At 35.7% G+C, this 20,964-nt stretch carries 19 protein-coding genes; 11 read left to right on the top strand and 8 right to left on the bottom strand.

Features of this window, described 5'->3' with window-relative positions:
* Nucleotides 1-6 precede the first annotated feature (6 nt).
* Both H6F32_RS05230 and H6F32_RS05225 read left to right on the top strand, forming a co-directional pair.
* The gene (locus tag H6F32_RS05230; RefSeq protein ID WP_190368284.1) at nt 7-765 is read left to right on the top strand and encodes a dual OB domain-containing protein; all 759 of its coding nucleotides are present in this window, start codon (nt 7-9) and stop codon (nt 763-765) included.
* 207 nt (nt 766-972) lie between these two features.
* Complete coding sequence (locus H6F32_RS05225) at nt 973-1,338, top strand: 2TM domain-containing protein (RefSeq protein ID WP_190368283.1); 366 nt, start codon at nt 973-975, stop codon at nt 1,336-1,338.
* A gap of 346 nt (nt 1,339-1,684) precedes the next feature.
* Here H6F32_RS05225 and H6F32_RS05220 read toward each other — a convergent pair whose 3' ends face one another.
* Nucleotides 1,685-2,689, bottom strand: coding sequence for a phosphoribulokinase (locus H6F32_RS05220; protein ID WP_190368282.1), 1,005 nt, complete (start codon nt 2,687-2,689; stop codon nt 1,685-1,687).
* A gap of 776 nt (nt 2,690-3,465) precedes the next feature.
* Between H6F32_RS05220 and petH the strand changes: the two genes are divergently transcribed.
* The 3 genes from petH (at nt 3,466) to H6F32_RS05205 (ending at nt 7,359) form a co-directional block, all read left to right on the top strand.
* The gene (gene petH, locus H6F32_RS05215) at nt 3,466-4,800 is read left to right on the top strand and encodes a ferredoxin--NADP reductase (protein WP_190368281.1); all 1,335 of its coding nucleotides are present in this window, start codon (nt 3,466-3,468) and stop codon (nt 4,798-4,800) included.
* Nucleotides 4,801-5,082: 282 nt separating this feature from the next.
* Entirely contained in the window at nt 5,083-5,967 is an 885-nt protein-coding gene (locus tag H6F32_RS05210) for a class I SAM-dependent methyltransferase (RefSeq protein WP_242031057.1), read from the top strand.
* 102 nt (nt 5,968-6,069) lie between these two features.
* Nucleotides 6,070-7,359, top strand: a complete 1,290-nt coding sequence (locus tag H6F32_RS05205; protein WP_190368280.1) for a homoserine dehydrogenase — start codon at nt 6,070-6,072, stop codon at nt 7,357-7,359.
* Nucleotides 7,360-7,467: 108 nt separating this feature from the next.
* Here H6F32_RS05205 and H6F32_RS05200 read toward each other — a convergent pair whose 3' ends face one another.
* Entirely contained in the window at nt 7,468-7,905 is a 438-nt protein-coding gene (locus H6F32_RS05200) for a CAAD domain-containing protein (RefSeq protein ID WP_190368279.1), read from the bottom strand.
* 290 nt (nt 7,906-8,195) lie between these two features.
* On the opposite strand from H6F32_RS05200, the gene sds reads away from it, so the two are divergent.
* Complete coding sequence (gene sds, locus H6F32_RS05195) at nt 8,196-9,167, top strand: solanesyl diphosphate synthase (RefSeq protein WP_190368278.1); 972 nt, start codon at nt 8,196-8,198, stop codon at nt 9,165-9,167.
* 91 nt (nt 9,168-9,258) lie between these two features.
* On the opposite strand, the gene H6F32_RS05190 is transcribed toward sds, so the two are convergent.
* Complete coding sequence (locus tag H6F32_RS05190; RefSeq protein ID WP_190368277.1) at nt 9,259-9,738, bottom strand: hypothetical protein; 480 nt, start codon at nt 9,736-9,738, stop codon at nt 9,259-9,261.
* A gap of 216 nt (nt 9,739-9,954) precedes the next feature.
* Here H6F32_RS05190 and hetZ point away from each other — a divergent pair, with 216 nt between their 5' ends.
* The 3 genes from hetZ to H6F32_RS05175 all read left to right on the top strand — a co-directional run bounded on the left by hetZ (nt 9,955) and on the right by H6F32_RS05175 (nt 13,593).
* Nucleotides 9,955-11,142: a heterocyst differentiation protein HetZ gene (gene hetZ, locus H6F32_RS05185; protein ID WP_190368276.1), complete on the top strand. Its 1,188-nt coding sequence runs from the start codon at nt 9,955-9,957 to the stop codon at nt 11,140-11,142.
* Between the two features lie 223 nt (nt 11,143-11,365).
* Nucleotides 11,366-12,136, top strand: a complete 771-nt coding sequence (locus H6F32_RS05180; protein ID WP_313926413.1) for a PatU — start codon at nt 11,366-11,368, stop codon at nt 12,134-12,136.
* Nucleotides 12,137-12,663: 527 nt separating this feature from the next.
* A complete protein-coding gene (locus H6F32_RS05175; protein WP_190368274.1) occupies nt 12,664-13,593 on the top strand; it encodes a hypothetical protein in 930 nt (309 codons plus the stop codon).
* A gap of 3 nt (nt 13,594-13,596) precedes the next feature.
* On the opposite strand, the gene H6F32_RS05170 is transcribed toward H6F32_RS05175, so the two are convergent.
* Together H6F32_RS05170 and H6F32_RS05165 are read right to left on the bottom strand one after the other, a co-directional pair.
* Nucleotides 13,597-14,679 (bottom strand): ABC transporter ATP-binding protein, encoded by a 1,083-nt coding sequence (locus tag H6F32_RS05170; protein ID WP_190368273.1) that lies wholly within the window; start codon nt 14,677-14,679, stop codon nt 13,597-13,599.
* A gap of 82 nt (nt 14,680-14,761) precedes the next feature.
* A complete protein-coding gene (locus H6F32_RS05165) occupies nt 14,762-15,478 on the bottom strand; it encodes a GUN4 domain-containing protein (RefSeq protein WP_190368272.1) in 717 nt (238 codons plus the stop codon).
* A 301-nt stretch (nt 15,479-15,779) separates the two neighbouring features.
* Between H6F32_RS05165 and leuC the strand changes: the two genes are divergently transcribed.
* Together leuC and leuD are read left to right on the top strand one after the other, a co-directional pair.
* A complete protein-coding gene (gene leuC, locus H6F32_RS05160; protein WP_190368271.1) occupies nt 15,780-17,183 on the top strand; it encodes a 3-isopropylmalate dehydratase large subunit in 1,404 nt (467 codons plus the stop codon).
* A 164-nt stretch (nt 17,184-17,347) separates the two neighbouring features.
* Entirely contained in the window at nt 17,348-17,941 is a 594-nt protein-coding gene (leuD, locus tag H6F32_RS05155) for a 3-isopropylmalate dehydratase small subunit (protein WP_190368270.1), read from the top strand.
* Between the two features lie 48 nt (nt 17,942-17,989).
* On the opposite strand, the gene H6F32_RS05150 is transcribed toward leuD, so the two are convergent.
* The 3 genes from H6F32_RS05150 to H6F32_RS05140 form a co-directional block, all read right to left on the bottom strand.
* Nucleotides 17,990-19,393 carry a hypothetical protein gene (locus H6F32_RS05150; protein WP_190368269.1) on the bottom strand — a complete coding sequence of 468 codons (1,404 nt, stop codon included), beginning with the start codon at nt 19,391-19,393 and terminating at the stop codon, nt 17,990-17,992.
* Nucleotides 19,394-19,580: 187 nt separating this feature from the next.
* A complete protein-coding gene (locus tag H6F32_RS05145; protein ID WP_190368268.1) occupies nt 19,581-19,949 on the bottom strand; it encodes a hypothetical protein in 369 nt (122 codons plus the stop codon).
* A gap of 6 nt (nt 19,950-19,955) precedes the next feature.
* A complete protein-coding gene (locus tag H6F32_RS05140; RefSeq protein WP_313926409.1) occupies nt 19,956-20,831 on the bottom strand; it encodes a CHAT domain-containing protein in 876 nt (291 codons plus the stop codon).
* Nucleotides 20,832-20,964: the final 133 nt, after the last annotated feature.

Below are 20,964 nucleotides of genomic sequence, written 5' to 3'. Positions count from 1 at the left end.
AAAAAAATGCTAACAGTTGATATTATTTGTCTGGCTAAATCTACTAAACATGGTGGAATTTGCATAGCAGGAATAAAAACCGATGGTTCAGGATGGTTACGGCCAATTTCTAATAAACAAGATGGAACTTTATATCAAGAACATTTCACAGATAGAGATGGTAAAGAACCTGCATTATTTGATATTATTAGAATACCGATAATCAAACATCAACCAAAATGTCATCATCCAGAAAATTATCTGATTCACTATAGTTATAAATGGCAGATTTTAGGACAAACTAGTTTAGAACAAGCACGAAACTTAATTAAACCAGAAATAGAAAAAAATTCTTCTCAACCAGTATTATTAGGTAATTTTGATAAATTTATCCTCTATGAAGATTTAGAAAGAACTCCGTTAAAATCTTCTTTAGCAATGATTAATCCTGAAATATTAAAATGGCACATCAAATATAATTCTCATAATTCTCAAGGTAAGAAAAATTTTAGATGTTTATTTTCTTTATGTGGTAATTCTTATGATTTACCCATTACTGATCCTATATGGATAAATAAACTTAATTATTTGCAAGAGGGAATATATTCCTGTGAACAGGTAATAGAAAAACTCAATTTAGAAAACTTTGAGGCTGATAAATTTAGATTAACTATTAGTTTAAGTGAACCTTTTCAGCCTTCATTGCAAAGTCGTCAAGAATGTTGTTATAAATTAGTTGCATCTGTGATTAATGTTGCTGATATTAGTAAACGTTTGGGATGGTAAATTTTTACCTTGAGATCCCCTTGAGATCCCGGACTTCTTTAAGAAGTCCGGGATCTGACTAAATCAATAAATTTGTGTTTTTAAATACTACATTAATAGTTGATTAGATATAACGTAAATAACAATATATTTCTGTTTTAATATTTGTGTATCTACCGCTTCAAAAGTAACTCTCAAAAGTATTTTTTACCATTTTAGGTATTGATAATGACTTACAATTCACAGGAAATGCAGCAAATTCTCGAAGTAGCTTTTAAACGTAAGCAAGAGGGAGAATTTACCAAGGAACAAATTATAGAAATAGCATCAGAATTAGGTGTTTCTTCAGAGGCAATTAAAATTGCAGAACAAGAATGGTTAAAAACACAAGTATCGGTTAAACAGGAAACAATGTCTAAAAGAGAAAAACGTCAAGAATTTCAATCACATTTAACTGCTTTTTTGATAATAAATGGATTTTTGATTTCGCTAAATTTGTTTACTAGTCCTGGATATTTTTGGGCAATTTTTCCCCTATTAGGTTGGGGAGTGGGTTTATTATTTCATGGAATTAATACCTATAAGGTAAAATAATCCTGGAGGTAATAGCTAAGTTAGAATCGCTTTATATATGGTATGGTATGGAGCGATCGCTCACAAGCCAATTCTCTAGGTTTAACATATTTGTAACATAAGATGTTATACCTTGTGGATACTTTCAGGATACCATGGGGAATTTCCCAATTTTGTCAGTTACACAAGATTTGTAGAATTGATGTTTTAGTCTGTGATGTTATGCTGATTAAACTATTATTTATAACCTCAATGCCAAGTGCGGAGAGTAAGGAAAAGTCAAAAGTCAAAATTTTTTATTCTGACTCTTGACTTTTGACTTTTGACCATTGAGTGCGGAGTGAAAATTCTGACTCCTAACTCCTTATTACACTTCTACCGCCATCTTAGCTTCAGCAGCAGTTAATCTTTCATAAGCAGTACGCATTTTCAAACCAGCTAACACTTGGAACAAACCAGTACCATTATTAGAACCAGGATATTCTCTATGTTGTAATAACAAGTGAGTCAATTCACCTTTATACTTAGTAGAAGTATTACTTAAATGATTTTCAATGTAGATTACTTCATCTAAATTGTCAAACTGACCATCAACCTCTAACACAGACACATAACGACCGTAGTAAACATCAGATCCATAGTACAAATGAATACCAGGATAAGAACAGGTTAACTTACGTCCACAAGGAGTCCATTGAATAGTTGAACCCTCATCAAATAGATAAGTAGGTGCAAAACCCTCCTTACCTTCTCGTTGTAACATCCGTACCCGTAAAACCTTGCGTTCTGTATCGTTTTTAATTAAATTTGTGGGTAAAACTTGCAGAACAATATCGGCAAATTCCCGTTGTGGTTCAATAAATTTTTCAAAATCAGGCTTACGAGAATTAATTTGCGCCAGAACATCTTCATAGCGATGACCTCTTTCAGCCATATCGCGTTGAATCTTCCAAGCAATTTTAACCTCATCACTAATGTCAAAGTAAACACTAAAGTCTAATAACTCTCTTACTCTTTCATCATAGAGAGGATGTAAACCTTCCACCACAATAATATGATTAGGCTCAATCCATTCTGGAGGATCGATCATACCAGTCTCATGGTTATAAATTGGTTTATGAATTCTTTGACCAGACTTTAACGCCTTGATTTGCTCATACATTAGGTCAAAGTTATTGGCTCTGGGGTCAAGTGCAGTAATACCAGTCTCTTTGCGTTGTTTGCGGTCTAAACAATGATAGTCATCCAAACAGATAACCGTCATAAACTCTTCACCAAATAAATCTATTAAACGACGTAAAAACGTAGATTTACCGCATCCAGAGTCTCCAGCTACTCCAATTAATACCACGCGTTCGGGCTTAGTTGTCATAAATCTCCTCTAAAATACTAAAAAAATTGACAATCAATAAATTTTCTCACAGTAGATTTTCAAGATACGAGTGTACACTGTGGTAAACTTTGTATCTTTTCTATCCAGCATAATAATTAATTACACATTTGATCGGGTAACATTAACTATACAGAATATAGTTATTACTCGTCTTAATTAGCTTAATTTCACTGCTGGTAAGTATTTCATCTTAGTGTTGTACTAGATTTTAACAGAAGAGGGTGTAATCTTACAAGAATTTTGAGCAAAAATAAATATCACCTACCAGGAAGTTAATAAACATTCTGCTTTATGTGATACAAATTTAGGATTTTTAAAGGAGTTAGCTATCAGCTATCAGCCGTAAGTATGGGAGCCGGGAGTTATTGAGTCAGATTGAGTCAGAAGTATTACTCCGTACTTCGCACCCGATAATTTATTTTCCACAACTACTTAGCATCAAAAGATCATATAATTGTAGATTAAGGTCCGAAAGTCTAAAAATCTGTAGTTGCAGAAGAAAAGATTAAAGTGATTCATCATTGACATTCTCTCAAAGACTTATCCTCTAATTTAGAAGGTAATCAGGTGTGTTTTTTACCATGCCTACCTTGTTTTTGACGAGTTTACTGAGCAAGACATTGTTAAATTAGTAATAATGTCATTTTCCCACAAGTCCAGTTTTATTGGCCGACAATCCGGTAAAATAAAGCTGATACAAAGATGGGATTGTTTTTTTATAAACGGTTAAGTTTCATATCGGAGTGTTAGAAGGAATGTACAATCAAGGTGCTGTTGAAGGTGCTGCCAGTGTAGAATCAGGTAGCCGCATCTTCATTTACGAAGTGGTGGGTTTGCATCAAAACGCAGAAACCGAACTGACAAACTACCAAATTCGTAAAAGTGGCAGTGTATTCATCAGAGTACCTTACAATCGCATGAATCAAGAAATGCGAAGGATTACTCGTCTTGGTGGTAAAATTGTCAGCATTCACCCTGTAACAGCGTTACAACAAGTCGGTAGAAAAGTTGAGCCAACTACAGAAACCGAAGTAGTGAATGTTAGCAACACTGTTAGTGAACTTCCTGTAGAGGTAGCTACTAAGAGTGAGGATCATGGTAAAAGCACACCTGTGAGTTCTGAAGGCGAAGCAAAAGGCTTTGCTAAGTCACCTGCTAAAGATAAAAAAGGTAAGACTATGACTCAAGGGAAAGCTAAACAGGAAGTTCCTGTAAATACTTACCGTCCTAATGCTCCATTTGTTGGTAAGTGTATCTCTAATGAGCCTTTAGTTAAAGAAGGTGGAATTGGTATTGTTCAACATATCAAATTTGACCTTTCTGGGAGTAACTTAAAGTATATAGAAGGTCAAAGTATCGGTATTATTCCTCCTGGTGTGGATAAAAACGGTAAACCTGAAAAACTGAGACTCTATTCTATTGCTTCCACCCGTCATGGTGATGATGTTGATGATAAAACCATTTCTCTGTGTGTAAGACAGTTAGAATATAAACATCCAGAAAGCGGTGAAACAGTTTATGGTGTTTGTTCTACTTACTTAACCCAACTTAAACCAGGTGCAGATGTAAAAATAACTGGACCTGTGGGTAAAGAAATGTTACTACCCGATGACCCAGATGCTAATGTAATTATGTTAGCTACTGGTACAGGTATTGCTCCTATGCGGACTTACTTGTGGCGGATGTTTAATGATACAGAAAGAGCAGCTAACCCAGAATATCAATTTCAGGGTTTTGCTTGGTTATTGTTTGGTGTACCCACTACTCCTAATATTCTTTATAAGGAAGAGTTGGAAGCTATGCAAGAAAAGTATCCTGAAAACTTCCGCTTAACTTATGCCATCAGCCGCGAACAAAAGAATGCTCAAGGCGGTAGAATGTACATTCAAGATCGAGTCGCTGAATATGCAGATCAGTTATGGCATTTAATTAAGGATGAAAAAACTCATACTTACATCTGCGGTTTACGTGGCATGGAAGATGGTATTGATGCTGCTCTAAGTGCTGCTGCTGCTAAAGAAGGTGTTAATTGGAGTGCTTATCAAAAAGATTTGAAAAAAGCACACCGTTGGCACGTTGAAACATATTAATCTCGGTTGTATAACAACTCATAGAACTTTTGTAGGTGGGGTGTTTCTCTACCTACAATTTTTTTATTAAACATATTAAACAATTTTTTTATGAAATTTGATGCCATTTAATGTCATAATTCACCAAAATGCACTAATTTTACATAAACAGGATTTACAACTTTCACATAATAACGTAATTTGCTACTTATACAAGAAAGAATCATTAATTATTTCCCCTAACTCCTTGGGCAACTACAGGGGGTTTGTCCCTAATGACTCTTATTAATACAAAATAAAACCTTGAGTAAACCATTAATATATAATTCCATCATGGCTGAAACTAATCTATATCTACCCTATTTTGACAAACTTATCCAACAATTTAGCCAAAATAATGCCCAAACAGCCGAAATAGTCGCAGCTTTCGGTCGTCATGTACACTGGGGATATTGGGAAAATCCTAAAGAAGCTGATGGTTCAGTGTCCAATTTTGCCATAGCAGCAGAAGAACTTTGTCGCCGTGTTTGTGATTCAGGTAATATCAAAGATGGTCATTCTCTCTTAGATGCTGGTTGTGGTTTTGGTGGAACTATCGCTAGTTTGAATGAGCGTTTTCATAATATGTCCTTAGTTGGTATAAATATTGATGAACGTCAACTAGACCGCGCTAAATCTGAAGTTAAAGCTATTAATTCTAATACAATTGAATTTGTACAAGGTGATGCCTGTCAACTCCCCTTTGATGATGCTTCCTTTGATGTTGTCTTAGCAGTGGAATGTATCTTTCATTTTCCTAGCAGACAGCGTTTTTTCCAAGAAGCAAAACGAGTTTTAAAACCAGGCGGTAAACTGGCAATCTCTGATTTTGTACCCATTTTACTATCCTATCAGGTGGTAAATTTCATTGTTAAATTGTTAATGCTTAATTCTACTATATCAGAAACCTATGGTAATGTGGATAGCACTTTTACTCTGAATACCTACCGTCAACTTGCTCAAGAAACAGGTTTTATCCTAGCTTCTCAAGAAGATATTACAGCTAATACTCTACCTACCTATCCTGTAGTTAAACGTCTATTTGGGCAAATGGGAGGTGAAAGTGATGAAGTAGCTACTGCTCAAGTGGAGTTGCTCAGTCAGTTAAGATTATTACGCTATCAAATTCTCTCTTTTCAATCGGTATAATTTTCTCAAGCTATCACTTAGAGTGCTTTCAGTTGTTATCATTGTCGATCGTATAAGATTTTATCTAAGTTTATTTAAGTTTTCAGGAGAACTGTAATTATTGTGACTATTAAATTGGGCATTTTAGGATTAGGTACTGTGGGAACAGGTACAGTACAATTATTGCAAGATGTAACAGGGCGTAATTCTCTTTTAAAAGAAGTGGAAATTTATCGTGTGGGAGTGCGATCGCTCGATAAACCCCGTGCTGTACAATTATCTGATCACATTCTCACTACAGATTTACCAGCGATCGTCAATGATCCAGAAATTGATATTGTAGTGGAATTATTAGGAGGTTTAGAACCTGCCCGAACCTTGATTTTAACAGCCATTAAAAATGGTAAGCATATTGTTACAGCTAATAAAGCAGTAATATCTCGATTTGGAGCAGAAATATTTGATGCTGCTAACGCAGCAGGCGTTTATGTAATGTTAGAAGCTGCCGTAGGTGGTGGTATTCCCGTAATTCAACCTTTAAAACAGGCATTAAGCGTAAATAGAATAAATGCAGTCATGGGGATAGTTAATGGTACAACTAATTACATTCTCACCAGAATGCTTCATGAAGGTAGTGATTTTAATGATGTATTAGCAGATGCCCAGAATTTAGGATATGCCGAAGCAGATCCTACGGCCGATGTAGATGGTTTAGATGCAGCAGATAAAATAGCAATTTTAGCCTCATTAGGTTTTAATGGACGTATTAATAGAGAAGATGTATATTGTGAAGGGATTAGAAGCGTCACAAAAACCGATATTACCTATGCCACAAAATTAGGATTTGTGATTAAATTATTAGCCATAGCCAAACATTTAGATGATAGCAATACTCAACTTTCCGTAAGAGTACATCCAACTCTCGTACCGGAAAGTCATCCATTAGCCAGCATTAATGGAGTTTATAATGCTATTTTGGTAGAAGGTGAACCAATAGGTCAAGTAATGTTATTTGGACCTGGTGCAGGTGCAGGAGCGACAGCGAGTGCCGTGTGTGCTGATGTTCTACACCTACTAGCTCACCTAAAAATAAACACAGCTAAAACAAATCCCTTATTAGCTTGTAGACATCAACACTACTGTAAAATTACACCAATTTCCGAAATAGTTACTAGATTTTATACACGCTTCCTCACCAAAGATCAAGCAGGAGTGATCGGGAAGATAGGAACTTGTTTTGGTAACTACAAAGTCAGCTTAGAATCTATAGTACAAACAGGTTTTGAAGGAGAAATGGCAGAAATAGTCGTTGTTACCCATGATGTGCGTGAAGGAAATTTTCGTCAAGCCTTAAAAGAAATTGCTGCAATGGACACAATTCATAGCATTCCCAGCATTTTAAGAGTTTTATAGTCATGATAATGTGCTGATAGCTGATAGCTAGTATAATAACCTGCCCAAGTCCAAAAAAGACAAAGGCAGGTTACAAAAAATCGAAAATTACATCAAAAATTACAAAAACTAAGACTCAGGAGAATTTTTACCCATAACTTGAGACTTGAGGGTAGTAATTTCACCAGATAACTCTTGTCTACTAGAAGCCTTGAGTAAATAACGGTAGATAAACCATACAGAATATCCAATACCAATTAACTCAAAAGTAGGAGCTACCAAGGGAACATCATTAAGAGCTTCTAAAATAGCTAATAACACCTTAACAGATACTACTGCCGTTACCACCAAGCCAATACTAACAATTGGTTGTTGATATTGATTAAAGAACTTACCAACATAATTAGGTAAAGTACCTAGAAAACTAGAAATTTGTTGTCCATATTTCAGCCATTGTTCTTGGGACTGATTGGGAGGTTGAAGTTTGGTAAGATTAGCAGATGGGGTATTAATGCCAGGAATAGTAGTTTCCTGATATTGAGCTTCTTTAAAATCTGGTTCTTGCATTTTCCTTTCCGTAATTGTGACAGTGGGACTTTTATTTTCGATAATAACAACCAGACGGCTATTAATTGACTGTTATTTAATTCTTCATTTAACAACATTACCAGGGTTAACTCTTTGCCATACCCAAATTATTAAACTGCTGACTTCCAAAACTCCGCAGTCCGCAGTCCGCAGTCCGCAGTCTGCAACCTGCACCCTGCACACAAGCATAAAACAACGATAGAATAGGGTTTTTAGTGTTTATAATAATTATGTAAACTTTCGTAACTAAAGTCAGAGTCCGCCCATCCATGACCCCAGCAACCTCCCTGTTTACCCCTGTGGAAGCAGACCTGCAAATATTGGCAGATAACCTAAAACAGCTAGTGGGAAATCGTCACCCCATTCTTTATGCAGCCGCCGAACATTTATTCGGTGCTGGGGGAAAGCGTATTAGACCTGCCATAGTATTGTTGATCTCCAAAGCAACCATGCTAGATCAGCCAATAACAGCACGTCATCGCCGACTAGCAGAAATTACAGAGATGATTCACACAGCTAGTCTAGTACATGATGACGTAGTAGATGAATCAGATGTAAGACGTGGAGTACCCACAGTTCATAGTTTATTTGGTAATCGCATTGCCGTCTTAGCAGGAGACTTTCTCTTTGCCCAATCATCTTGGTACTTAGCCAACTTAGACAATTTACAAGTGGTTAAATTACTATCAGAAGTAATTATGGATTTAGCAGCCGGAGAAATTCAACAAGGGCTAAATCGTTTTGATAGCAGTTTGTCTATTGAGACATACCTAGAAAAAAGCTATTATAAAACAGCCTCATTAATTGCTAACAGTGCGAAATCCGCAGGTTTAATTAGTGAAACATCCTTAGAAATAGCCGAACACCTATATCATTATGGTCGTCATCTAGGTTTGGCCTTCCAGATAGTAGATGATATTCTTGACTTCACAGGTTCAATAGACACACTAGGTAAACCTGCTCTTGCTGATCTCAAAAGTGGTAATCTCACAGCACCGGTTCTGTTTGCGTTACAGGAAAAAGCTCACTTAGAAGTGTTAATTGAAAGAGAATTTGCACAAGAGGGCGATTTAGATCAAGCCTTAGCCCTGATCGAAAATAGTCAAGGGATACAAAAAGCTAGAGAATTAGCTGCTCACCATGCTAGTTTAGCAACTGAGAAGATTAGTATTTTAGAACCGTCAGAATCGCGCCAAGCCCTGATAAATTTGAGCGATTATGTTCTCAGTCGGCTTTACTAAAAAATTTAGGGAGTAGGGGTGCAGAGTCCGGAGTGCGGGGTGAAAATTCTGACTCCTAACTCCTCAATCTCCTGACTCCTTGATCTCCTTTCTACGCAATATTCGGAGGAACTTGAGAGGCAATTTTACGTCTATATTTTTGTATTTCCTTCTCGATTAACCTTTCTAACTCAGTTCTTTGCACTTCTACAGTCTTAGTGATACTTCCTGGCGTTTCCACAAAAATTATACTATCTACAGACTTCAGAGCCACTAATTGAAATAAAAGTTGGGTGACATACATGGAGGTTGTCAGCACTTGAGGGTCTAGCCCTGCATCTAAAATTAGGGAAACATCTTGTATGGTAGATACAGCGTAAACCACTCGCTTTTCTAATCCTGGATTTGCACGGTTGCTTAATGTGGTAACAACCCAATCCTGATCCACGTTCTGGACAATAAAGTATTGGAGATGTTTTAACCTTTGGGCAATGGCAAGCAAAACAGGAGCGATGGATACCATAAGTTGTGGTGTAATGCCATCCTGGGGTGCATTGTCTATCAGCAATTGAATTTGTGATTCTAAATCCATAACGAGTATTAACAACTTGTGGGCAATAACTAAAACATTACAAGGAGTCGGGAGTTCCAGGAGTCAGAATAAAGAATTTTCTCCCTGTACCTCACCATCCTCCTCCCCCGCACTCTACACCCTCAATGTAAGTTATTTTTTAGAATCATTAAGCTAATTGCTAAAGTTTCACAAATCTTGTTCAAGTATGTTAAAGTCTTTTTGAGAACTAGGATTATGAATTTAACAGCAACTGCAACTACTCAGGGAAAAAGTTCAATCGGCGTGGAGGTTATCTTTCAATTCCTATTTAGGGAACTTCAGCAATCTACTAGGGCTTCTGAACAAAATTGTCACGATGTTTCGGTGAGAATTACCAACGAAGTCCTCCGCATTTGCCAAGAAAGCAAACGTATTCAATCTTCTGGGGATATCGAATCCTCGGCTATGAGTTTGGCTAAACATCGCTTACAACAGTGTTTAACTTACTATCAGTTAGGCTCAAGTCGTGGCAGAGTTGAATTACATAGCACTTTAAGTGCCATTGTTTATCGCTATGTTAACCCGCCTCACAAACAGTTAAGTTATCAAGGGCGGTTAACTATCATTGAAGATTTTTTACAAGGTTTCTATTTAGAGGCTTTAAATGCTTTTAGACGGGAAAACCAAATAGGTCCTACCTATCGTCCTCAAACTTTGTTAGAATTAGCTGAATATATGGCTTTTACTGAACGCTATGGTAAACGTCGTATTCCTTTACCTGGTCGTCAGCAACAGTTAATTATTTTAAGAGCGCAAACTTTTTCTCAACAACAACCACAGGAAACTAGTGTAGACATAGAACTGGCTTCCGAAAGTAGTAGTGGTGAAGGTGATAGTGGTTGGGAAGAACCAGCGATCCAAAAACTACGTTTGGCTATGGCGACACAAACACAAACGGAAGAAGATACTTTACGTTCACTGGTAATTACAGAATTGATGGATTATCTTCAGGAAAAAGAACAGTCTGACTGTGCTGATTATTTTGCTCTTCGTCTTCAGGATTTATCAGCCCAGGAAATTGAGTCAATTTTAGGTTTAACTGCCCGTCAACGTGATTATTTACAACAGCGTTTCAAGTATCATTTAATTCGCTTTGCTTTGTTACACCGTTGGGAACTGGTACATGAGTGGTTAGAAGCATCTTTACCTAAAAATTTAGGTTTAACTCCTCATCAATGGGAAACTTATTTATATCAGTTGGATGATACACAGAAATCTATTTTGGATTTAAAACAACAGGGATTTACAGATGAGAAAATTTCCAAAACCCTGAAAATATCTATGGCACAGTTACAAAAACGTTGGTTTAAGATTTTGGAGCAGGCTTGGGAAATACGTAATTCCTTAGTTTCCGGATCTAGTGCATCTACTCATGAATGGTGAATCATAATCTTCATGATGCTATCATCTAACTTAGGTATGAGAAATTTATAATTTCCTGATTATAATTTCAACACTTAAGAATTTAGGTTGTTACAATGTGATGATAATGACGGGGTAAATAGTATTCTCAATGATAGTAACCGCGTAACAATAAAATGTGGTGGTAAACTATGATATTTGAGAAAAGAAGCCCCAAACCTTTCAATTGGGAGAAATTCCTACTGTGCAAGAACGTTTCCATGCTATACTTAAGCGTAGGTTACAAATCCAAGCCCAACAAAACCCTCCTTTATTCCCTTGGGAAACACAAGTACTAGATTATCTTGATTGTGTAGAAGAAGAATCTTTGATGCTAGTTCCTGTGTGGGGGTGGACTGTACACCAATCTAAGCTAAATTTACCTATTCCTTTGCCAGAAAAGGTGTTTTGGCAGTTGTTAGAAAAGTGTCAAGGGTTACTTACTTCCTCATTGCCTTTAGGGGCTAAGTTAGTTCAGGTTGTGGATAGTATGTTTCCTGCTGATCCTCAGACTATTAATGATTTAGCTGGCTTGGTTTTGAGAAGTAGCTATCGTTCGGCAGATTCCTTAGCTGCGTCGAATATTGATAGTGATTATTTTGAACTGCTACCACGTCAACAAATGGTTTTATCTTTGATGGCGGCCAAGCAGTTGTTGGAAAATTTAACTTTGCCTGTTTCCAGGCATCAACCGGTGCTGGAACGCCAATGGTTGACTAGTGTAGGTACTTTAAATGTACAGGTGCAGTTACGGAAGTTAGGTAAGTTGCTACGGTTGTATGTGGAAGGTGAATTACCTACTATGGGTATTTTCAAACTTCATGATCATGATGCTCATATTGTGGTTTCTGAGTTTTCAGAAATGCCTAGCGTTGAGTTAGATGTTAATGAGTTTCAATCTAGTTATTGTCTGTCTGTTGAGTTTCCTGATTTGGATCAACAGCCGTTATTATTAGCAATTCAGGTGCAAGTTTAAGTGAATGTGATAAAATTTATGGCTGCTGGTTGTCTGTGGGGAAGATTGCTGGCTTGTTTCTCATGGAAATATATTAGCTGTTGGCTATCTGTAGTCAGTAGTCAGTTATCGGCTATAAAATTATTTTGCTATAGAATGAAGGCAAATTCTATGATCGCATTTTGTCATTAATTTGCTGTAATTTTAAGATGTTATATTGACTAATGCCCGGTTGAAAAACAGGTAAGTTTTTGGTTTAATATAATTTTATGATAGTTTTATGATAGTTTTATGATAGTTTTATGATAGTTTTATGATGATGATATACTTTACAAGGTTACAACTTGAGTTTTTTTTAAAAGTCTGAAATTTAAGAGTGAGTAAGGATTCTATTTCTGGTTTGTCACTCAGATGAGTTTGAGAGATGGCAGTAGAGATAGCATTTTTAAAAAGTTAGGAGAATAGGCTGGTAAAAATAATAACTCAATGTCTAAACTTTCTGCTACAGCAGTTTCCGTTGTAATTGCTTGGTTAAATATTTAAAAGTCATGAAAAAAATCATCTCTATCAGTTCTTTATTGTTGTGTTGTTTATCTCTGATTAGTTGTAATGAATCTGTAAAACAAACATCACAAAATACTGTTAATAATACAGATAATAAACCAGAAGTAAGCATAACTTCCACTGCTGAAAAAGAAACAGAATTAGAAGTAAAAGAAACGAAAGAAACTGAAAAACCTAAAAAAGTATTAGGGGAAAAATCCTTCAGTAGTGAAAATACACAACCAAAAACTAAACAACCGAAAACAGGAACAATAAAAGCATTAGTTAATGGAGATTTACTTTGTTATGTGACATTAACAGATGATCAAGGAAGGGAGTCTCAAGTTGGTGCTAGTTTTGAGATTTGCCCGGAAGAAAAGAAGTTTTTAAATAAAAAAGTGCGTTTATTTTACAAAATCTCATCAGTTAATGACTGTGAAAGTGCAGAACCTTGTGGCAAAACCCGCAAAGAATCTATTGTGGATAAAATGGAGATTATTCAAGATAAATCATCCATAAAAAAGGGAAATAATCCTGAAATTCAAACATCAGCAACACTAACTACGGGAACTAATGTAGTTAGTGGACAATTAAATAATAACAACAAAAATAACAAAAATAACAAAGATACCCAAACTGTTAGCAATGGTAAATGGACGATAACCACAGGAAATCATAATTCTTGGAATGGAGTTAATGGTACAGGAAATATTAGTTATAAAGGATGTGATAACAGTGGTAAATGTTTAGAATTAACAGGAGGAAAAATTACCTGTCGTGATGGTAAATGTATTACTGGTTGGGTAAATGAAGATTATGTTTATATTATGGAACAGGAAATTAGAGAAACTGGTGACAGTTCCCCTATTCTCATAGTCAGAAAAGGAGATCAGGAAATTTTAAAGGAGACAGGTTTTAAAGTGGTTGATAATTAGGAATTATGAAACTGGAAAGATTCGATTTCCACTAGTAACGTCAAATAGAAATAAATGTTGTAAGTCCAATTGTAAATATAGATTATCTCCTGGATGTAAACGCATACTTCCAGGGATTAAGATATTTATCAAGTGGTGGGAATTAGTTAAATTAGCGCGAACTAATGTCTCTCTTCCTAAAGGTTCTACTACTTGTATTTCTACTTTAATTCCGGTTTCACTACTAATTTTTAAATGTTCTGGACGAATACCAATGTTGATGTTTTTTCCAGAGGTTAAAGTTAGTTTATTTTCTAATTCTGGGGGAATATCTAATACTTGACCACTTAAATTAAAGCTATGATGTTGATAGGTTGCAGGAATAATATTCATGGAAGGGTTACCTAAAAAACTTGCTACCATTTCATTAGCAGGAAGTTGATAAACACTGTCAGGATCGCCAATTTGTTGAATATGTCCGCGATTTAAAACTACAATTTTATCGGCTAATGTCATTGCTTCAATTTGGTCATGGGTAACATAAATTGTGGTAATTCCTAGTTGTTGATGTAGTTGTTTTAATTCTGCTCTGGTATCATCTCTTAATTGAGCATCTAAGTTAGATAGGGGTTCATCTAATAAGAATAATTGGGGTTGACGTGCGATCGCTCTACCTAATGCTACTCTTTGTTGTTGTCCTCCGGAAAGTTCTTTAGGTTTACGATCTAAAAGATGTTGTAAACCGAGAGATTCAGCGACTTTTACAACTCGTTCTTGAATAATATTTTGATCAATCTTTCGCATTTTTAACCCAAATGCGATATTTTCTGCCACAGTTTTATGGGGATAAAGAGCGTAATTTTGGAAAACCATAGCTACATCACGCTGTCTTGCGGGAAGATCATTTACTAAGCGATCGCCTATAAATAATCTACCAGAAGTTACAGATTCCAAACCTGCGATTATTCTTAAAATCGTTGATTTTCCGCATCCAGACGGACCCACAAAAACCCAAAATTCACCATCAGGAACTTGAAAATTAATATCCTCAATAGCAGTGACATTATTAAATTTTCGCTTTACATTTTCTAAAACAACCTTGGCCATTTTTACTAATTACTCCTCATAAGATATCAAAGAAGAAGTTAACAGTTAACAGTCAGTAGTCAACAGTTAACAATTAACTTATTTATTCATTCCATGCTGCATGAGCATACAAAGAAGCAATAACTCTCACACCACGTAACTGATTAGACAAAGGTAAATGTCCTCTTGGTGCGCTTAAATCCCAAGTAAAACCTCCTGGGTAACGAGTCCAATTATTACCATTTTTCCAACCAATTTTCGGCCAGAAATTATCCCAATTTTTACCGACACCCGCCCAAATTTGACGCTGTACAGAGAAGCCAAACTTAGCTTCAGAATATACTACCCAAAGACGATTAATAGTTTGTAAATCTGTTCGAGGGAACCCTTCTACTTCCGTAAAATATAACCACTTACGTTTTATTGCTTGGGGACCTGCTAATTCACACATTTTTTGAATAGTCAGCAAGTCAGCAGCTTGAAATTCCTGACGTACAAGAGCTTCTTGTAAAGAATTGTACTCAATTCCTGCATCCGATTTGAGAGGTACAAGACCTTGAGGAAAATGATTTAAGAGAAATTCCTGACTTGTAGGTGTATCAGAATTATACAGAATTTGATAAACTTTACCATCAATCCAAGTAGGTAGAGTATGACGACGTTGTAATAAAAACTCTTGTAATACATTCAAACCATCATCACCCAATTCTAGCAACTGGGTGATAAGCTGTTGTTGGACTTTTTCCGACCCAGCAATTAATTTTTGACGGAGAGAGTCAAGTTCAGGTGTAGTGCTTGATACAATCATTGGGTCTATCATGCCATTACTAGTGTTTGCGTGAGCGTGAAAAAGCTATCTTTTACTAAGGGTTATTTTACAAAAAAAATTAAAAATTAAAAATTGAAAATTGAAAATTGAAAATTGCAACCAAGTAGTAATTCTCCAGTTCAGAATTATTCTTATAGTAAATCATTTATATGAGAAAAATAGCATCCTGGAATAAAACTATTTTGACTCAACGAAGAATGACATCATAAACACAGAATTAAAAATCGAGGTGAAATCAAGTAATGATAAAATAATCGTTGTAGAATAAAACATTTTTTATAGTATTTCCGATATGAGCAAGGGAACACTCTTTGATAAAGTTTGGGATATACACACCGTTGGAACACTACCATCAGGACTGACACAATTATTCATTGGTCTTCATCTTATTCATGAAGTTACTAGTCCCCAAGCCTTTGCTATGTTAAAAGACAGAGGTTTAAAGGTATTATTTCCCCAACGTACAGTTGCTACAGTAGATCATATTGTACCTACAGACAACCAAGCCCGTCCTTTTATGGATACCATGGCCGAAGAGATGATTCAATCTTTAGAAAAGAGTTGTCAAGAAAACAAGATCACCTTTCACAACATAGGTTCAGGAAATCAAGGTATAGTTCATGTAATTGCGCCGGAATTAGGACTAACACAGCCAGGAATGACCATAGCCTGTGGTGATAGTCATACATCGAGTCATGGAGCATTTGGAGCGATCGCCTTTGGGATTGGTACAAGTCAAGTTAGAGACGTACTAGCTTCTCAAACCCTAGCATTATCAAAACTCAAAGTACGTAAAATAGAAGTAAACGGTCAACTCAAACCCGGAGTTTATGCCAAAGACGTAATATTACACATTATTCGTACATTAGGCGTAAAAGGTGGAGTAGGATACGCCTACGAATTTGCAGGTACAACCTTTGCTAAAATGAACATGGAAGAACGTATGACCGTTTGTAACATGGCCATTGAAGGAGGAGCAAGATGTGGATACGTCAATCCTGATGAAATTACTTATGAATACCTAAAAACTAGAGACTTTGCACCTCAAGGAGAAAATTGGTCAAAAGCGGTTGTTTGGTGGGAATCTTTACGTAGTGATGTGGATGCTGAATATGATGATATTGTCGTATTTAATGCCCAAGATATTCCTCCTACTGTGACATGGGGAATTACACCAGGCCAAGGTATTGGAGTAACCGAGAAAGTACCCACACCTGAACAATTAGCCGAAGAAGATCGGTTTGTGGCAGAAGAAGCCTATAATTATATGGATTTGCATCCAGGTCAACCCATCCAAGGGACAAAAATAGATGTATGCTTTATTGGTAGTTGTACCAACGGTAGAATTAGCGACTTGAGAGAAGCAGCGAAAATAGCCCAAGGTAGACAAGTTGCAGCCGGAGTAAAAGCGTTTGTTGTTCCTGGTTCAGAAAGAGTGAAAAAAGAAGCGGAAGCAGAAGGACTAGATAAAATCTTTATTCAAGCAGGTTTTGAATGGCGTGAACCGGGCTGTTCTATGTGTTTAGCCATGAACCCTGATAAACTACAAGGTAGACAAATAAGTGCGTCCTCATCCAATCGAAATTTTAAAGGTAGACAAGGATCAGCATCAGGTCGTACTCTGCTAATGAGTCCTGCAATGGTAGCTACGGCAGCCATCAAAGGAGAGGTGGCGGATGTACGCGAACTGATATAAAGTCATTGGTTCGTAGTTGTGCTTTAGCACATAAAACTGGTAGTTGTGCTTTAGCACATAAAACTGGTAGTTGTGCTTTAGCACAAAGCTAGAAAAAAGCAGGCAAGATGCCTGCACCACATTTTTATTTGCATAATAGTGTATTGAATTACAACATTAAAACAATGGTAAGTGAAGTAAAACAAATATCCGCCTGTGCAGTTCCTTTAATTGGTGATGATATTGATACAGATCGTATCATTCCAGCCCGGTATTTAAAAGCCATTACCTTTGATGGCTTAGGCGAAGGCGCGTTTATTGATGACAGAACAGCCCTCAATGGTCAGCATCCATTTGATTTACCACAATATCAAGGTGCGAAAATACTCATCGTTAATCGTAACTTTGGCTGTGGTTCATCACGGGAACACGCACCCCAAGCACTGGCTAAATGGGGTATCAAAGCCTTAATTGGTGAAAGTTTTGCCGAAATCTTTTTTGGTAACTGCGTAGCTATGGGTATTCCTTGCGTAACAACAGATGCTAATTCCATTAAACAATTACAAGAACTAGTCACGGCTAACCCTCAAGCCTCCATTACCATAGATTTGGAAAAATTGCAAGTATTAATTAATGATTCTACTATACCTGTGGTGATGAGTGAAGGTACAAGAACCGCTTTTGTGGCAGGAACTTGGGACGCTTGTGGACAATTAGTAGCTAATTCAGAACAGGTTAAATCTGTAGCAGCGCGATTACCTTATATTGCTTGGGCATAATTATGATTGAGGTGGTTAATTGCTAACTGTAATTAAACAGTAGTTAAATTATTTACGGATAGTGATTAACCAACCAAAAGAAATAAATACAATAGTAGCAATAACACTTAAAAATAAAGAAGCATAAAATGGATTAGGAGGACTATTGGGAGATATAATTGGTATGGGTTGATTGATTTTATCTATGTGTTGAACTATCACACCAGAAATTATTGCACCACCACCAAAACCTATACCTAATACTTGTACCGTTGTTTCTAAAGAGCGATCGCTTTTAGCTTGTTCTGTCTCTACAATACCACGAATTGTATCAACAAATTGCCCAAATAATTCTTGTCCTGGGGTGAGATAGTTAATATCAGTTTGGATTTGTTCTTGCGATTTTTGACATTCTTTATCTAGGAAATTTTGCCAAAACTGGGGACTGATTTTATTATTGATTGCTGTGATTTTATCTAAGCAAATTCGGTAATTGTTAATATTTGTCTGCACTGATGTATTATGAATTTGTAAATCTTGTAAACATCTTGTATAGTCAAAACTTTTTTGAGGAATTTCTGATAAAAGTTTGTTTAAATCAGATATTTTTATTTTGTTAGATATCAAATCTTGAAAATATTGAATTTGCTTCTCTAAATCACTGTAAATACTTCTTGCATTGGTATAACTTTGACTTGCTTGGTAATTAATAAAGAGGATTTTATGATAACAGCATAATAAATTTAATAACCATTCATAAGCATCTGTAATAAGTTGCACAGTATTAGCTTGTTGATTATTTAGTTGATTATTTAAAAGTATTAAAATTTGAGATTGTTTAACAGGATTATTTGGTTCATTTAGATCATTTGCTTGATAGATAAATAATGAACTAGCAAATAATTCTCCTGAGTCTCTAAAAACAGGATTTAAGTTTGTACCAGCAACTAAAGCATTAGCAATTTTTTCTGCTAATAACTGACAATCTTGATATGTATTATTTGTGTCAACTTCTCCATAAATCCATAAAGTTTGTCCTAAAGATGCTTGAATTCGGTAAGGCAAAAAACAACTAGGTTTAAAATGTTGAATTTGGGATATATTAATATCAATATTTGCTGGTTCTGAAAGCAATGTTAAATCAACTGCGTAGGTATCATTAAACAAAAATGGTTCTAAATTGACATTAATTTGAAATCCGTCTGTAGTTGAGAAACTTCCTAAATCTAAATCTTGGGAGTTAGTTAACCATTCGGTTTTTCTTCCTATCTCCTTTTGAGGTGTATATTTACCATTTTCATAACAAATCAAATTTGATTTGAAATCTTTTAAACTGGTAGCAGGAAAAGCTGATAGACCTATATCAGCTAAATTATCCCATATAAGGCTGGATTTTTCGACAACTTGATCAGGTGTGTGTGCGAAAGTATGTCGCAAATGAAAAGCATAGAGGGTAAGACTAAAATTCTTCACGGTTTTGATGGTGATTTTTTGATAGTGATTTTTTGATATAGCAATCATATTTGATTTGTAAACCGTGAGGGTTTCAGATCCCCGACTTCTTCGAGAAGTCGGGGATCTCTGTGTTCAGAAATCAAATAGGAGTCCTATAGTGATTTTTGATTATGGGAATAAGTTCTATCAATTATAGTAGGTCGGGTTAAGCGATAGCACTTTTGGAATTGGGTTTATTAGATAAAGGTGAATTTTCTTTGATAGCATTTTGAATCAGTTCTTTAGAAGATTGGCTAGATTGGTTTTGTGATGAGTTTAATTTGGCACCACCTGGACCTATGTTATGATCTTCTGTTAAAGATTTATCCATTGATTTTAACTTTTGTTTGTATGCTTCGCACAGTGATGGATAAGATTTTAACCAATCTTCTATTTTCTCGGTTATTTCTTCATCATCTTCTGGTAATTCATTACTTAATTGATTTAATTCTTGCCAATTTTCATCAGCAATTAAATTAACTTGATTTTCAATTACTTGAATAAAAGCAATAGCGGCTTTTTTATTAATTGACATGATTAATTAAACTCCTTTACCAATACAACAAAACGCAGACCAATAAACAGGTGATGAAAAGGGTTGATAATTTTCACCATGATCTTTTTTGATTATATCAAATATATCAAAATCAAAATATCTACTGATTTCTGATTGATAAGCAAGAGTTAATGATGATGTTTCTAACCATTGTTTAAAACCTCTGATGTTTGTATCTCTTAACCATTTTTGGGCAGTTTGCAAAGCTAAAACTAGATTATTTTCATGTTTTAATTCATGTTTTAATTCTTGATAAAATCTGACCATTAACAAAGCTGTAGCTGTTGCACTCACAGTCCATAAACTGCTAACTACATTGGTGCTACCAGCTAACAAAAAACCATTAGGTAAACCAATATATTGATCACTATTATTTGTAAAATCTGTCATGGCAGTTTCACAAGCAGCAAGGGTAACTAAACGACATTTTTCTAGTTTAATGTGAGTGATGATATCAGCTACAGTGAGAATTTCATCAGCTAATTGTAAGCAGGAATCTAGAGGAGAATTAGAATTGAAACTACCATGACAGAAGAAAAAGAGATTATTAGCTTGAATCAGGTTTTGATTATTGGGAATAATTGCTGATTTTGTGGCTTTGTCATTTTTTAAAACATGACTTTGATTAAATTGCTTTTTAACTGCCGCAACTGCACCTAAATCTTTTTCATATAAGTCTTCTGTGGGTGTTTGCATAGCAAATAAAGATTGAAAATCATCCCGTTGACGCAGTTGTAATTGTTGTAATAATTGACAACTGGGAACATAGCCAACACCTTGAGGAAATAAATCCATTAAATAGGAATTATTTACAGTAGGACTTACGCAACTGGCACAAGCGATGGTGCGGCGTAGCCGCACCGAGCGCCTAAAGACTAAACCATTGACATAGCAATATCTGGACGTTTTAGTTGTCCTATTAAATAATTAGAAAGCAAATTATGCTTAATTTGATAAATAGTTTGACCTGTGTTGTAAGCTAAGTTTTTTAGTC

Origin of the sequence: Anabaena sp. FACHB-1237, assembly GCF_014696225.1 — a bacterium.
In the GTDB taxonomy this organism is placed as follows: domain Bacteria; phylum Cyanobacteriota; class Cyanobacteriia; order Cyanobacteriales; family Nostocaceae; genus FACHB-1237.
The sequence above is the reverse complement of the archived record's forward strand: the minus strand, read 5'-3'. Positions and strand labels throughout refer to the sequence as shown.